Annotated in this window: 8 protein-coding genes; 3 read left to right on the top strand and 5 right to left on the bottom strand. The window is 38.8% G+C overall.

The features are described from left to right. Nucleotides 1-49: 49 nt before the first annotated feature. Entirely contained in the window at nt 50-3742 is a 3693-nt protein-coding gene (metH, locus tag AC27GZ_RS00920; RefSeq protein ID WP_487092994.1) for a methionine synthase, read from the top strand. 133 nt (nt 3743-3875) lie between these two features. Here metH and AC27GZ_RS00915 read toward each other — a convergent pair whose 3' ends face one another. Together AC27GZ_RS00915 and radA are read right to left on the bottom strand one after the other, a co-directional pair. After that, on the bottom strand, nt 3876-6215 hold the full coding sequence (locus tag AC27GZ_RS00915; protein ID WP_487092993.1) for a S9 family peptidase: 2340 nt from the start codon (nt 6213-6215) through the stop codon (nt 3876-3878). A 64-nt stretch (nt 6216-6279) separates the two neighbouring features. After that, on the bottom strand, nt 6280-7650 hold the full coding sequence (gene radA, locus AC27GZ_RS00910) for a DNA repair protein RadA (protein WP_487092992.1): 1371 nt from the start codon (nt 7648-7650) through the stop codon (nt 6280-6282). A 148-nt stretch (nt 7651-7798) separates the two neighbouring features. Between radA and AC27GZ_RS00905 the strand changes: the two genes are divergently transcribed. Next, a complete protein-coding gene (locus tag AC27GZ_RS00905) occupies nt 7799-10249 on the top strand; it encodes a PilZ domain-containing protein (RefSeq protein ID WP_487092991.1) in 2451 nt (816 codons plus the stop codon). A 104-nt stretch (nt 10250-10353) separates the two neighbouring features. Here AC27GZ_RS00905 and serB read toward each other — a convergent pair whose 3' ends face one another. Further along, a complete protein-coding gene (gene serB, locus AC27GZ_RS00900) occupies nt 10354-11373 on the bottom strand; it encodes a phosphoserine phosphatase SerB (RefSeq protein WP_487092990.1) in 1020 nt (339 codons plus the stop codon). 44 nt (nt 11374-11417) lie between these two features. On the opposite strand from serB, the gene AC27GZ_RS00895 reads away from it, so the two are divergent. Next, on the top strand, nt 11418-12083 hold the full coding sequence (locus AC27GZ_RS00895) for an AhpA/YtjB family protein (RefSeq protein ID WP_487092989.1): 666 nt from the start codon (nt 11418-11420) through the stop codon (nt 12081-12083). On the opposite strand, the gene AC27GZ_RS00890 is transcribed toward AC27GZ_RS00895, so the two are convergent. Beyond that, a complete protein-coding gene (locus AC27GZ_RS00890; RefSeq protein ID WP_487092988.1) occupies nt 12067-12930 on the bottom strand; it encodes a TatD family hydrolase in 864 nt (287 codons plus the stop codon). The two genes, AC27GZ_RS00895 and AC27GZ_RS00890, sit on opposite strands and share 17 nt — an antisense overlap. Nucleotides 12931-12955: 25 nt before the next feature. Beyond that, a complete protein-coding gene (argS, locus tag AC27GZ_RS00885) occupies nt 12956-14689 on the bottom strand; it encodes an arginine--tRNA ligase (RefSeq protein WP_487092986.1) in 1734 nt (577 codons plus the stop codon). Between the last annotated feature and the right edge of the window lie 85 nt (nt 14690-14774).

Genomic DNA, 14774 nt, shown 5'->3' with positions numbered 1-14774 from the left:
AAATAACATCTTTGATTTGAATTTTTACTTTTAGAAAGTCGGAAACCCCATGAAAAAATCTTCTTCATTTATTTTGCTAGAGCAAGCGTTAGCAAAAAATATTTTAATTTTAGATGGTGCGATGGGCACCATGATTCAAGCTTATAAGTTTGAAGAACAAGATTTTCGAGGTGATCGCTTCGCTGATTGGCATTGTGATGTTAAAGGTAATAATGACCTTTTAGCTATTACACAGCCTCAAGTTATTCAGGCAATCCATGAAGAATATTTAGAAGCTGGCGCAGATATTTTAGAAACCAATACCTTCAATGCAACTACCATAGCCATGGCAGATTATGACATGGAAGGTATTAGCGCTGAAATTAACTTGCAAGCGGCCAAAATTGCCCGTGCCGCCGCTGATAAATACAATGCCAAAACTCCCAATAAACCACGCTTTGTAGCTGGGGTGTTAGGGCCAACTAATAGAACTTGCTCAATATCGCCTGATGTTAATGATCCTGCCTTTCGTAATGTAACTTTTGACGAATTAAAAGCAGCTTACATAGAATCAACCACCGCCTTAATTGAAGGTGGTAGTGATATCATTTTAATTGAAACCATTTTTGATACCTTAAACGCTAAAGCGGCTATTTTTGCTGTAGAAACTGTTTTTGAACAGTTGCAAGTGCGTTTGCCTGTGATGATTTCAGGCACAATTACTGATGCATCAGGGCGAACCCTTTCAGGGCAAACAACGGAAGCTTTTTATAATTCATTACGTCATGCTAAGCCTATTTCATTTGGCTTGAACTGTGCGCTTGGTCCTGTTGAGCTTAGACAATATGTTGAAGAGCTTAGCCGTATCAGTGATGTTGCTGTTTCTGCCCATCCAAATGCTGGCTTGCCTAATGCCTTTGGTGAATATGACTTCACCGTAGCAGATATGAATGATCATGTGGCTGAGTGGGCGAATGCTGGCTTTTTAAATATTATTGGTGGTTGTTGTGGGACTACACCTGCACATATCAAAGGTATGGCAGAGAGTGTAGCCAATATTCAACCACGGAAAATAGAAGCGCGTAAAATCGCATGTCGTTTATCTGGCCTTGAAGCACTTACCATTCAAGAAGACACCTTATTTGTGAATGTGGGTGAGCGAACCAATGTCACTGGCTCGGCTATTTTTAAACGTTTAATCAAAGAAGAAAACTATGAGCAAGCCATTGCCGTTGCCCTACAGCAAGTAGAGAATGGCGCTCAAATTATTGATATCAACATGGACGAAGGTATGTTGGATTCGAAAAAAGCCATGGTGCGTTTTTTGAACTTAATTGCCGGTGAGCCTGATATCGCTAAAGTGCCAATTATGATCGACTCTTCTAAGTGGGATATTTTAGAAGAAGGTTTAAAATGTATTCAGGGTAAAGGAGTAGTAAATTCAATAAGCTTGAAAGAGGGGGAAGAAAATTTCCGTAATCAAGCTGAGTTATTACGCCGTTATGGCGCTGCTGTTATCGTGATGGCGTTTGATGAAGAAGGCCAAGCAGATACGCGTGAACGTAAATTTGAAATTTGTCAGCGTGCTTACCATATTTTAGTGGATGAAATAGGCTTTCCAGCTGAAGATATTATTTTCGATCCGAATATTTTTGCGGTTGCTACCGGTATTGAAGAGCATAATAATTACGCCGTTGATTTTATTGAAGCAGTAGCAGATATTAAACAAAACTTACCTTACGCTATGATTTCAGGTGGCGTATCGAATGTGTCATTCTCATTTCGTGGTAACAACCCAGTTCGTGAAGCCATTCATGCGGTATTTCTTTATCATGCCATAAAAAATGGTATGGATATGGGGATTGTTAATGCGGGTCAGTTGGCCATTTATTCTGATATTCCCGAAAAACTTCGTGTCGCGGTTGAAGACGTTATTCAAAACAGTGATGACGGTGCAACGGAGCGTTTATTAGATATTGCTCAGGAGTATCATGGTCAAGCGGGCGGTCAACAATCAAAAGTTGATCTTGCTTGGCGTGACTTACCTATCAGTGAGCGTTTATCGCACTCTTTGGTTAAAGGTATTAATGAATTTATTATTGAAGATACTGAAGAAGCGCGCTTAGCTGCCAATAGACCACTGGATGTTATTGAAGGGCCATTAATGGATGGCATGAATGTGGTAGGTGATTTATTTGGCGCCGGCGAAATGTTCTTACCACAAGTAGTGAAATCTGCCCGTGTTATGAAGCAAGCCGTGGCTTATTTAAATCCTTATATTGAAGCGGAAAAAACCGAAGCAAGCTCGAATGGTAAAGTGCTGTTGGCAACGGTAAAAGGAGATGTTCATGATATCGGTAAGAATATTGTAGGGGTTGTTCTTCAGTGTAATAACTATGACATTATTGACTTAGGTGTAATGGTGTCATCAGAAGAAATTTTACGTGTTGCCAAAGAAGAAAAAGTTGATGCTATTGGTTTGTCTGGCTTAATTACACCTTCGCTAGATGAGATGGTACATGTTGCCAAAGAAATGAAGCGACAAGGCTTTGAAATACCTTTATTAATTGGCGGTGCTACAACCTCAAAAGCCCATACAGCCGTTAAGATTGAGCCACAATATGATCATCCTGTTGTGTATGTTTCAAATGCATCGCGCGCTGTATCTGTGGTGAGCAACTTGTTATCTGATGAGCATAAAGCAGATTTTGTTGCCAAAACTAAAGAAGAATATGAACGAGTACGTGCGCGTCATTATAAAAAAGGTCCACGCTCAAGCTTGATTACTATTGAAGAAGCACGTGCGAACAGTACGCCAATTAATTTTGATGCTTATACTCCGAAAACACCTAATAAGTTAGGGGTTACTGTGTTGGAAGAGTTAGATCTTAATGAAGTCCGTCGCTACATTGATTGGACGCCATTTTTTATGACTTGGCAGTTATCGGGTAAGTATCCATTAATTTTAAAGCATGAAGTTATTGGTCAAGAAGCAACTAAACTATTTAATGATGCTAACGCCATGTTAGATGATGTGATAAATAATCAAACACTTAAGGCAAAAGCTGTGTTTGGTTTATTTCCTGCTCAGCGTAAAGAAGATGACATACAGCTCTTTAAAGATGATTCGCGTAGTGAGTCTTTTATGAGGTTGCAACAATTACGTCAACAAAGTAAAAAACCGGCTGGGCAATTTAATCGCTGTTTATCCGATTATGTGGCAGATGAAGCGTCAGGCGTTAAAGACTATATGGGGGCTTTTGCTGTATCGGCAGGTTTTGGCGCTGATGAGCTAGTTAAAGCGTATGATTCTGAGCATGATGATTACAATAGTATTTTATTAAAAGCGGTTGCTGATCGACTAGCAGAGGCATCTGCAGAGTACTTACATGAGAAAATCCGTAAAGAATACTGGGGTTATGCGGCCGATGAAAACTTAGATAACGAGGCATTAATTCGTGAAAGTTATCAAGGTATTCGTCCTGCACCAGGTTACCCAGCTTGTCCTGAACATACAGAAAAAGGGCTATTATGGGAACTATTAAACGTAGAAGATAATATTGGCATGGAACTTACCTCAAGTTATGCCATGTGGCCGGGGGCAGCGGTAAGTGGTTGGTATTTTGCCCACCCTGATGCCAAGTACTTTGCTGTGGCAAAAGTTGCTAAAGATCAGGTGCTTGATTATGCCGCACGTAAGGGCTTTACTATTGAGCAAGCGGAGCGTTGGTTATCGGCTAACTTAGATTACGAACCAGAGTAGAAGCTAGTTTAAACTTCAACTAAAAAGCCGTGATTATTAATTAAAATAATAATCACGGCTTTTTTGATTTTGACAGGGTTCTGACAAGGCTTTAACAAGTGGTAATCATTAGTCGTTAACGCTTAACTTGCGTTTAGTTAGTACTCTGTTTGCTAGCTTGTTTGGTGCTTTGCTCTGTTCTTTGCTCTGTTCCTTGTTCAGTAATTTGCTCAGTTCTTTGTTTAGTATTGTGTTTGGTAGCTTCTTTAAAGTGTCTATCAAAAAAGCTCATGATAGTACTATTTAAATGCACTTTAACTTGCTTGCCACGCATACTGTGCTTACTTCCCGGGTACGTCATTAACTCAAACAGCTTGTTTTCATCTTGCATAGCTTTGATTAATTTAGTGGTATTGGTAAAAAGCACATTATCATCAGCCATACCGTGGTACACCATTAATGGATTTGTTAAACCACTGATATATGGGAAAACACTCGATTGCTCATATCCTTCACTATTGGCATTTGGATGGTTGAGGTAACGCTCTGTATAGTGGGTATCGTAAAGTAACCAGTCGGTTACCGGAGCACCACTTACGCCAGCTTTAAAGTAATCACCCGCTTTGAACATCGCCATCAATGCCATATAGCCACCATAAGAGTGGCCATAAATGCCAATACGATGTTGATCAACATAAGATAAGGTACGCAAATATTTAACGCCTGTTATTTGATCTTCAAGTTCAACTTGACCAAGTTTTTCATAAATAGGGAATTCAAACGCGGTACCGCGATAATTCGAACCACGATTGTCTAACTGAAAAACGATATAGCCTTGTTGTAGCATATATTGCGTGAAATCAGCACCTTGCCAAATATTCCTTACTCGTTGAGCTCTAGGGCCACCATAAACATTAACAATAACCGGATATTTTTTACCCGGCTCCATGCCCTTTGGTTTATAAAGTTTGTAGTAAAGCCTAGTTTCACCATCATCAGCTTTTAAGGTACCAAACTTAGGTTGCACTAAGTTGTCATAAAAGGGCTTGATGGGGTGCTCTTCGTTGACTTTATTTTCAGCTAACCAAGTAATATGTTCACCATTAGCCTTGTGTAAGCTAACTTGCATAGGGGTGTTGATATTAGAGAAGCTATCAATATAGCTTTGGCTATCGCGGCTAAAACTAATATCGTGGAAGCCGTTTCGTTTACTTAATCGGGCAACATGCTCGGGTGATTTTCCATGAAGAGGTACACGATATAAATGGCGCTCTAGTGGCGTGTCAGCACGGCCGGTAAAATAGATAACATTTTTGTCTTCATCTAGGTGTTCAATACTATCTACTACCCATTGTCCTTTGGTTAGTTGATTAATTAATTTCCCGTTACTGCTAAAGTGATATAAATGCTTAAAACCGTCACGCTCTGATGCCCATATAAATGATTTGCTATCACGTAAAAACACTAAGTCATGATGTAGGTTTATCCAATGATCAGATTGCTCTGTTAATAATGTTTTTTGTTGACGTTTTTTCACGTTGTAAGATTTTAAAACTAACGTCTTTTGATCACGACTTTGCCATTGATAGGATAAATCTTGGCTGTTAGGGAACCACTTAACACGTGGAATATAAAAGTCAGTATTCTCACCCGTATCGATAAAGCGTATTTTCTTAGCTTTTATATCAGTTACGGCTAATTGCAAGGTAACATTGTTGGTACCTGTTGCTGGGTATCTTTGTTCTATTAATGCTATTTTTTCGGCATAAATTTCGTTTCGAATAGCTACCTGTACTTGTGATTCATCAACGCGAAGAAAAGCGATATGCTTTTCATCAGGTGACCACCAATAGCCAGTCATTCGCCCCATTTCTTCCTGTGCGACAAATTCACTCATACCGTTTTTAATATTGTTGCTACCGCCATCTTGAGTAAGTTGTGTTTCTTCGCCACTACTAATATTAAGGACAAAAATATTTTCACCGCGAATAAAAGAAACATAATTGCCTTTTGGGGAAAACTTAGCGTCAGTTTCAAACGCTTTGGTGTTAGTTAAACGTTTGCCACTTTTAGATTCAATATGGTAGTAATAAATATCACCATTGAGGGGAAATAATAACGCGCGACCATCGCTGGAAAATTGATATTCCATGATACCAAAACCGTAGACACGCTGGCGTTCTCGGCGGGCTTTTTCTTCATCTGAAAGCACTTCGGTGCCACTAAAAATATCTTGTGAATCAACCAGTAATTTATTCTCTTTACTGGCTAAATTGTATTCCCAAAGATCGTAGCGATTTAAATCATCACTTTTGCCTTGTAAATAGGTGACTCGCGTACCATCGGGAGATAATTTTAGTGATTTAGGTGTTTGTCCACTTAAAGACGGAGAGCTATAAATACGATCTAAGGTAAGTTGTTCAGCATTAACATTACTGCCTATGATAAAGGTACAGCTGAGTGCTAATAATGCTTTCTTTAAAAAATGTTTCATAGAAAATTGAACGTTCTCTGTAAGATAAATATTGAATGCGATCTTGATTGCTTTAGAGTTAACTTTAAATCACTTCTAAAGCGTCGCTTAATTTTTTCACCCCAATAACTTCCATGCCATCAATAGGCTGCTTTGGCATATTGTTATAGGGGACGATAGCACGCTTAAAACCATGCTTTGCTGCTTCGTTGATCCGCTCTTGACCACTAGGCACAGGGCGTATTTCGCCAGATAGGCCTATTTCACCAAAAATAACCAAATCTTGTGATAAAGCATTATCTTTAAAGCTAGAAACCAATGCAAGGATTAAGGCTAAATCTATACTGGTTTCAGTTACTTTCACCCCGCCAACCACGTTAACAAACACGTCTTGATCATTTAATTGCAAACCACCATGGCGATGTAATATAGCCAGTAACATGGATAATCGGTTTTGATCTGCTCCAACTGCCACACGGCGTGGATTACCTAATGCCGAGTGATCAACCAGTGCTTGAATTTCGACTAATAATGGTCGTGTTCCTTCCCATAGCACCATCACAACACTACCGGGAGTTTGTTCATCGGTTCGGCTGAGGAAAATTGCTGACGGATTTTTCACTTCTTTAAGGCCTGTGCCTGTCATGGCAAACACGCCAAGTTCATTAACGGCACCAAAGCGGTTTTTATGTCCGCGCAATGTACGATAACGGGAATCAGTGCTACCTTCGAGCATAATCGAGCAATCAATACAATGCTCTAATACTTTCGGACCTGCCAGCGAACCGTCTTTGGTGACATGACCAACCAGTAAAATGGCAACATGATGTTGTTTGGCGAATCGCGTTAGATAAGCGGCGCTTTCTCTCACTTGTGAAACACTGCCCGGCGCTGATTGCACATCACTCATATGCATGACTTGTATCGAGTCAATAACCATAATTTTAGGTTGTTCTTTGATGGCTGTATGACAGATGTTCTCAACACTAGTTTCTGAGAGAATTTTTAATTGATTAGTCGGTAAGCCTAAACGCTTTGCTCGCATGGCAACTTGTTGCAGTGATTCTTCACCAGTGATGTATAAAGCAGACATATTAGTGGCTAAAGAACACATGGTTTGTAACAGCAGAGTACTTTTACCGGCACCTGGTTCACCGCCAATTAAAATAGCACTACCAGGCACAATACCACCGCCAAGAACACGATCAAACTCGGCAAAGCCGGCAGAAAAACGTGGTAAGTCGGCTAAATCAATTGCGTCAAGTGTTTGAACTTTTGCTTCTTCATTGAGTGTTGCACCAGCAAAACCGGAAAAATTGCCACCCCGAGCAGGTAATTTTGCTTGTCTAAATTCTGAAATAGTATTCCATGCTTTACAGTCAGTGCATTGCCCTAACCAACGTGAATATTCTGAGCCGCAGTCGGTACAAACATAAGCGGTTTTGTTTTTTGCCATATTTTTCCTTTAGTTAAAGCATTCTTGTTTTGGCTTTAGGCATAATAATTGCTTTATTTCTGAATTATAAATTATAATGTTTTTATGCTTTTTGTCTAAGCATTATCAACTAAATGTCGAGTTAAACAATAATTAGAACTAATAATTCATGAGTATAGACTTTTCTAAACATCAAACATTAATGAATAGCTTTTGTGGACGGGTTCACGAAAGTGATTTTGATGCGAAGTTTGCAGCTAGCACTGAAAAGCTGCCTAAAAAAGATTCCTTCTTGTTAAAAATGGAATTGAAACGTTTAGCTAGTGCCTGTACTCGCTCTATCGACTTACGGGGCTTGGTTGATGGTGATTGTCGGATTTATGAACATAAAGGGCAAAACCATTTTTTAGATGATATTGCCATCAGAACTTTCGAAGAAAGTGTTGAACGTTACGGTAGTTATACCTTTGGTGTGTATGAGGCAGTTAAGAATACCGAAAATAACTTTAGGGTTATTTATCAAAACGAAAAAGCAGGGAAGTTGGCCTCAAGTCCAGAAGGCGCGGTTAAAAAGGTATATGAAAAGCTGCAATATCCTGCCAGTTTGTATCAATTTTCTAACTACTACGATCGTCTTGAAGAGCGAATGAACTTTGCGATTAACCTCATTATTATACTGGAAAATAACAAAGAAATTCCCGCTACCAGTATTGATATTAGTGTTAATGGCTGTAAATTTCGTTTCACCCAACAGCAACCATTACTTGTTGATGAAGTGGTAACCATAAAGTTTGTTGGCCTAGAGCAAGAATTTCAATTTGGTCGCACCGATGTGTTTACTTTTGCAATTAAAAACACCCATCACGATGGTGATACCCAGTTAATTGGTTGCCAGCGTATTGAAGCGCCTGAGAAAGATGCTTTTAAACGCTTCTTAAAAGCATATATTCAAGGAAATAAACGCCGTTATAAAGTTAATCTAGATAATACAATTGCAGCATTACAATCACGAAGTTATGAGCAATTCATCTTACCGAAATTAAATGAATTGCCCGTGGTTTTAGAGCAAGAGTCAAATAAATTATTGCCTCGCTACGCCTTAACCACCAATAACAATCAAGCTATTTTTCAATATTGGCAAGATGAGAAAGGGCAATCAACCTTATATGCTTTATTAAATAGTGAACGCCTTGAGCGACTATTAGCACCTGAAAATAAACAAAAATCTTTACTGGTTTATAGTTTTACCCACAAGCATCAAGGTAAAGTGTTTTTTTACAGTATTGATGAGCAGCAATTACCTAAAGGTGATGCCTTCTTTAGTGATTTTTTAGCCTTCGCGGCAAGTAAAAGCTCTTTTAGTGTCACCGAACTAAGCTATACCGATATTGACGATAGTAAAGTTTATGCTCCCTTTGCCCTTTCTAATACGCGCTCATTGAAAAACCAATATATTAATTTACCTCCTTCAGATGAAGCAATTACTAGCTTAAAATCTTTACCGCATATTGTGGTGGTGAGTGATATCACTCATGAAAGTGTTATTGAACAGTATCTTATGCTTTCTAACCGAAAAATAGATACCGTAAAACTCAAGGACTATGGCCATAAACGCTTAAAAAGCGCAGTTCAAGTGGATGAATTAGGTATTACCTATAAAAATCAAAGGCAAGAATTACGGTTTATTTATAAGACTGAGGCTGTTGTTGAGTGTGAAAAAGTGACTTGGCAAGGTAAGTCTTTAGACTTTTCAATTTCAGGGTTAAAGATCCAACTTGATAGCAGTACTGTTTTGTCGATGGGCGATATTGTTTACCTTAGCTTCCCTAAGCTACAAAAAATAACTTCAGACTTTAATCTTAAGCAATTGCCTTATGAAATCGTACGTATTAATAAAAAGAAGACCATAATCAACTTACGAGTACATGTTAAAGAGCATCAACATATTGGTAGAGCTTTCTTCAAATTATTAATCAATAAAAATCGCCATAAGTTAACACCCGATGAATATGCGATGTTAACGCCAGGGTTAGCAGGGGCTTTGCGTACTAGTTACGCTAGAAGTATGACTATACCGTCATTAGTAGTTCAAACCAGTGGTAGCCGTTATAAAATAGAAGTGCTGGCCTGTAATGACACTGACAATGCACTGTTAGATACCATGAAAGCTTATAGTGATCGTCAGCGTTTTTATAATTTATATCCACTTTTAAGCAAGTTACAAACAGGTAGCACGCTTGAGCAAAGCTTAAAAGCATTATTAACCAATGAAGAGCCAATTACTAAGTTGCTGTATATTGCAGTAAACACGAGTGAAACAAAGGTTGATAAAGCGATAACTATAGCCCTTGATACTGAGCTTAATACGCCAGAATTGAAGAACTTCTTTATTAGAAAGGCGTTACGAGTAGGGGAGTTCTACTGTTTGCAACTTAAAATATCTCGTACTAATGAGCCAGATATGGACTATTTAAACGCAGAGCTTAGTTATGTTAGCGCTTATGCGATTCATCGCGGCAAACAAATTGAGCAAGATATTTGGAGTGTTGTTGGTGCTATTCAAGTATTTGATGTAACGAAAGAAGCACTACTCTTTAATCAATTGGCGGCGAATAACTAATTCACTTGCACTAACACGAGTGTTAACAGAGCATTGTCAATCAAAACAGTGCTGCTGGTGAGTTTATTCGCGACGCCGGAATATTAAATAATTTATCCGCTGAGCTAAGCCAACCAGTGTAACAGACAATCAAGCCCTTGGCGGTTTATCGCACTGTCAGCTTGGGCTAAAACAATGGGTTTAGCGTGAAAAGCAACACCAAAACTTGCCGCAGCCATCATCACTAAATCATTTGCGCCATCGCCCATCGCAACAGTTTGCGTGCTAGGAATATCATATTGCTCAGCTAAAAGCGCTAATGAATCTGCTTTTACTTGTGCATCCACCACTGAGCCTAAGACTTTACCCGTTAGTTTTCCGTCAATAATTTCTAACTTGTTTGCAAAAGCGGCATCAAGATCAAGTAAAGCCTTTAGGTGATCAGCAAAATAGGTGAAACCACCTGAGGCAATAGCAATACGCCAATTGTGCTGTTTTAGTTCGCTGATTAAGGTTTCTAAGCCAGCCATTAACGGAATGTTTTTCGCTACATCGGCTAAAATAGATTCTGGAGAATTTGTTAATGTTGCAACCCGTTGGTGTAAACTTTGTGCGAAGTCTAACTCTCCTTGCATCGCTAACTCAGTAACTGCCGCTACTTGTTCACCGACACCGGCTAATTTTGCAATTTCATCAATACACTCTATTTCAATAGTGGTTGAGTCCATATCCATGACTAATAAGCCTGGTTCACTCAGCTTTGGAGCTTGTTTAATTAATGCCGCTTCAAAACCTATAGTTAGTGCGAAATCTGCAACTGTTTTACGGGCACTAACAAAATCATCACAACGAACACTAAAGCGATAACTCGTTAAGTTATTGCGAGTATTAATGGCGGTTAAGGCGATAATGTCGATATTACTTTTATTTTGTAAAGCTAATAAGTTGTCAATGGATAAGTCAGCAAAAACCACTAATTCTTGTGGCGATGTTTCTGTATTTGCTTGTTTTTCTACGGTAAATGACTCGTCATTTAATGTGCAGTTTAATGGCAAATGAGTATGAACTTGCTGGTTTTCAAAGAAAGAAGCAAGTGATGAAGATAATTTTTGGGTAGAAGCTGACAGATTAGTAGTAAAAGACACGTTAACTCTCTATTATGAATATAAATATTCTAGGCAAATTTATTATGAAACCAGTAGAGCAGCCTTTATACCCTAAATTATCGCCAATTTATAATAAAATTCTGCAATTAGTTAGTGCTATTTTGCTTATCGTTGTTTTAATGACGATTTGGGTGTCGGGCGTCGAAAAGAACCAAGAAGTGATAAAACAGCACTTTGAGCAAACGTCAAAACAGTTTTTACAGCAAGCCATTGCAGGTACGTCAATATTGCTTGATCAAAAGTTGATGAGTAGTGATAAAAAAGCACGCAACGTTTTACTGCAACATTACCTGAATAATATGGCTAAGGCTGACTTTGTTAGAGACATTCATTTATACGATGAAACAGGGCAACTTATTCTGGCTTCAGAACATGGTGATTACTCACCTTCATCAGTTAAAAAGCTGTTTGGTATTGACCAAGCTGATAAAAGCTTAAATAAAAGTGAGAAATATATCCCTTTTATTGCTGAGATTCGACATGAAAAGTTAACGGGGTATTTACGCATTACGGTTGAAAAATCATTGTTAACATCAGCACTAGAGCAAGAAAGTTATCATCGCGATTCTGTGTATAGGGTGCTACTCATTATTGCCGGTTTAATTGGCTTTTTGTTAACTAGAGGTTTTAATCGATTTAGCCGACAAGGTTATAGAGTACCTACTTCTACACCTAATGAGCATGCGTAAAGAAAAGCTGCTCAACATTGTTTTCTATTTGATTGGCAATCACGTCATCGGCTTCCGGACGTATTGCGGTTAATGCCTGAAAAACAGCGATTAAGTTCAGAGGTGAGTTAATCAAACCTTGCTGACCTGAAGGTGGCATTGCTGGTGCATCGGTTTCTAATAATAAACTTTCTAGGGGTAAACGTTTAATAGCGTTAATGGTTTTTTTAGCCCTATCGTAAGTAATTGTGCCCCCAACGCCAATTTTAAACCCTAAATCCACATAGGCTTTAGCTTGCTGGTAACTACCCGAAAAAGCGTGAATAACACCGCCTTTGGCTAATTGATGTTCTTTAAGTAACGGCAAAATATACTGATGAGATTGGCAATGGTGAACAATAACAGGCAAGTTATAAGTTTTAGCTGTGGTAAGTTGCATGGAAAAAAAGTCTTGCTGTAATTGTATGTTTTCAACAAACGCTTGCTCACTTTCGGTATTTTTTTTGGCTTTGAAAATATCAATACCACATTCACCAATAGCAACAATACTGCTTTGATTACGATTGACAATTTGGTTTAATTGTTGCTGATGAAAGTTTAAATCAAAATTTTTAGCAGATAGCTTATCTTTTAAGATCAAAAACCAAGGATGAATACCTAACGCGGCGGCAATGGTGACTGTTTCATTTGCAGTGTTGGTATTGGCACCTTGCTGAGAAAGTGACAATACCCGCTGCCAATGTTCAGGATTCACCGCAGGGACGATAATTCGGTGAATCTTTTTGTCATAACACTGGCGAAGTAAATTAGGAAGGTTTGTTGAAAACTCGTTAAAATCAAGGTGGCAATGGCTATCAGTAAATTGCATATTGCCTCCTATTATTTTCAAAAGCTTACATTCTATCCATTACATCAATACCTAATATATCTAGCCCTTGTTTTAGGGTATTTGCTATTAAGTGACATAAGGCTAAACGAGAGGCTTTAACTTCATCTTCAATGCCTTCTTTTAGGATAGGGCAGGCTTCGTAAAAACTCATGTATAAACTGGCTAACTCGTATAAATAATTACATAACAAGTTAGGTGTACATTCACTGATCACCGCATCAATCACATCTTCAAGTTGCAATAGTTTTAATGCTAAGGCCTTTTCTTGTGGTTCGACAATATTGATTGTTGCGCCATTGGCAACTGTTCCAGCTTTGGCAAATATACTCTGAATGCGTGAATAAGCGTACTGTAAATAAGGTGCGGTAGCACCTTCAAAGCTCAGCATGGTTTTCCAGTTAAATATGTAATCACTAGTACGGTTTTTCGATAAATCAGCAAACTTAACGGCACCAATCCCCACTTTTTCAGAAATAACAGCTAAATCTGCATCGCTAATTTCAGGGTTCTTTTCTTTAATTAAAGCGCTAGCACGTACCACGGCTTCATCAAGTAATTCAGCTAACTTGATAGTGCCTCCAGTACGGGTTTTAAATGGCTTACCATCGTCACCCATCATCATGCCAAATGGACAATGTTGGTAACCAACGTTTTGTGGTAAGAAACCGGCTTTACGAGCCACTAATTCAACTTGTTTGAAATGTAATGCTTGGCGTGCATCAGTGAAAATAATGATGCGGTCGGCAGCTAATTTACCGCTACGGTAGCGACAAGCTGATAAATCGGTTGTTGCGTATAAGAAACCGCCACCTGATTTTTGGACGATAAATACTGAAGGTTCACCATCTTTATTTGCCATTTCATCAATAAAAACTACTTTAGCACCTTGATCTTCAACGGCAATTTCTTTTGCCATTAACTCATCAATAACAGCTGATAAATCATCGTTATAAGCACTTTCGCCCATGATATCTGAGCGCTGTAGTGATACGTTTAATTTATCGTAAATTTCTTCACTGTGACTGATAGAAATATCAATAAACTGTTGCCATAACTTGGCACAAGCTGGATCACCACTTTGTAATTTAACTACGTCGGCACGTGCTCTATCAGCAAAACCTTCTTCTTCGTCAAAGCGAACTTTTGCTTCACGGTAGAAATTTTCTAAATCGGCTAGGGCGGTTTCAGCAACCTCATCACTGGCAAGCTTGTCACTTAAATGTGCGATAAGCATACCAAATTGTGTTCCCCAATCACCCATGTGGTTTTGGCGAATTACTTTGTCACCACGAAACTCTAATGCACGTACTACAGCATCACCAATAATGGTTGAACGTAAATGACCAACATGCATTTCTTTCGCTAAGTTTGGCGCACTGTAATCTACTACGACAGTTTGTGGCTCAGTTCGTTGAGCTACACCAATATGTGTGTCTTTGGCAACAGTATTTAATTGTTCCGCTAGCCATGTTTGACTTAAATGAATATTAATAAAACCAGGGCCAGCCAGCTCAATGTTGTCAGCAATATCGGTTAAGTCTAAGTGCTCAACGACTTTAGTGGCTAATTCACGCGGGTTAGTTTTGAGCTTTTTCGCTGCGCCCATAACCCCATTCGCTTGATAGTCACCAAACTGCGGGCGGTTAGATAAGCTTATTGCTGGGTTTGTGTCTTCTGGTAAACCCGCTTTTATCATCGCTTCGCTTACTTTCTTAGCGAGTATTTGTTTAATATTCATATTGTGTATTCTTTTCGTTTAATTGTTCGTTTCTCAATTTAGTTTAAATATTTTGCAAACTAAATTGGATTTTAGCAAAGCCGCC

The sequence above is a fragment of the Colwellia sp. SU-HH00943 genome (genome assembly GCF_057546125.1).
This window is presented reverse-complemented; position numbering and strand designations above follow the sequence as displayed.

What these genes read in the sequence shown, in the direction of transcription:
- metH (WP_487092994.1), top strand. Translation starts at nt 50, where the DNA reads ATGAAAAAATCTTCTTCATTTATTTTGCTAGAGCAAGCGTTAGCAAAA.
- AC27GZ_RS00915 (WP_487092993.1), bottom strand. Translation starts at nt 6,215, where the DNA reads ATGAAACATTTTTTAAAGAAAGCATTATTAGCACTCAGCTGTACCTTT.
- radA (WP_487092992.1), bottom strand. Translation starts at nt 7,650, where the DNA reads ATGGCAAAAAACAAAACCGCTTATGTTTGTACCGACTGCGGCTCAGAA.
- AC27GZ_RS00905 (WP_487092991.1), top strand. Translation starts at nt 7,799, where the DNA reads ATGAGTATAGACTTTTCTAAACATCAAACATTAATGAATAGCTTTTGT.
- AC27GZ_RS00895 (WP_487092989.1), top strand. Translation starts at nt 11,418, where the DNA reads ATGAAACCAGTAGAGCAGCCTTTATACCCTAAATTATCGCCAATTTAT.
- AC27GZ_RS00890 (WP_487092988.1), bottom strand. Translation starts at nt 12,930, where the DNA reads ATGCAATTTACTGATAGCCATTGCCACCTTGATTTTAACGAGTTTTCA.
- argS (WP_487092986.1), bottom strand. Translation starts at nt 14,689, where the DNA reads ATGAATATTAAACAAATACTCGCTAAGAAAGTAAGCGAAGCGATGATA.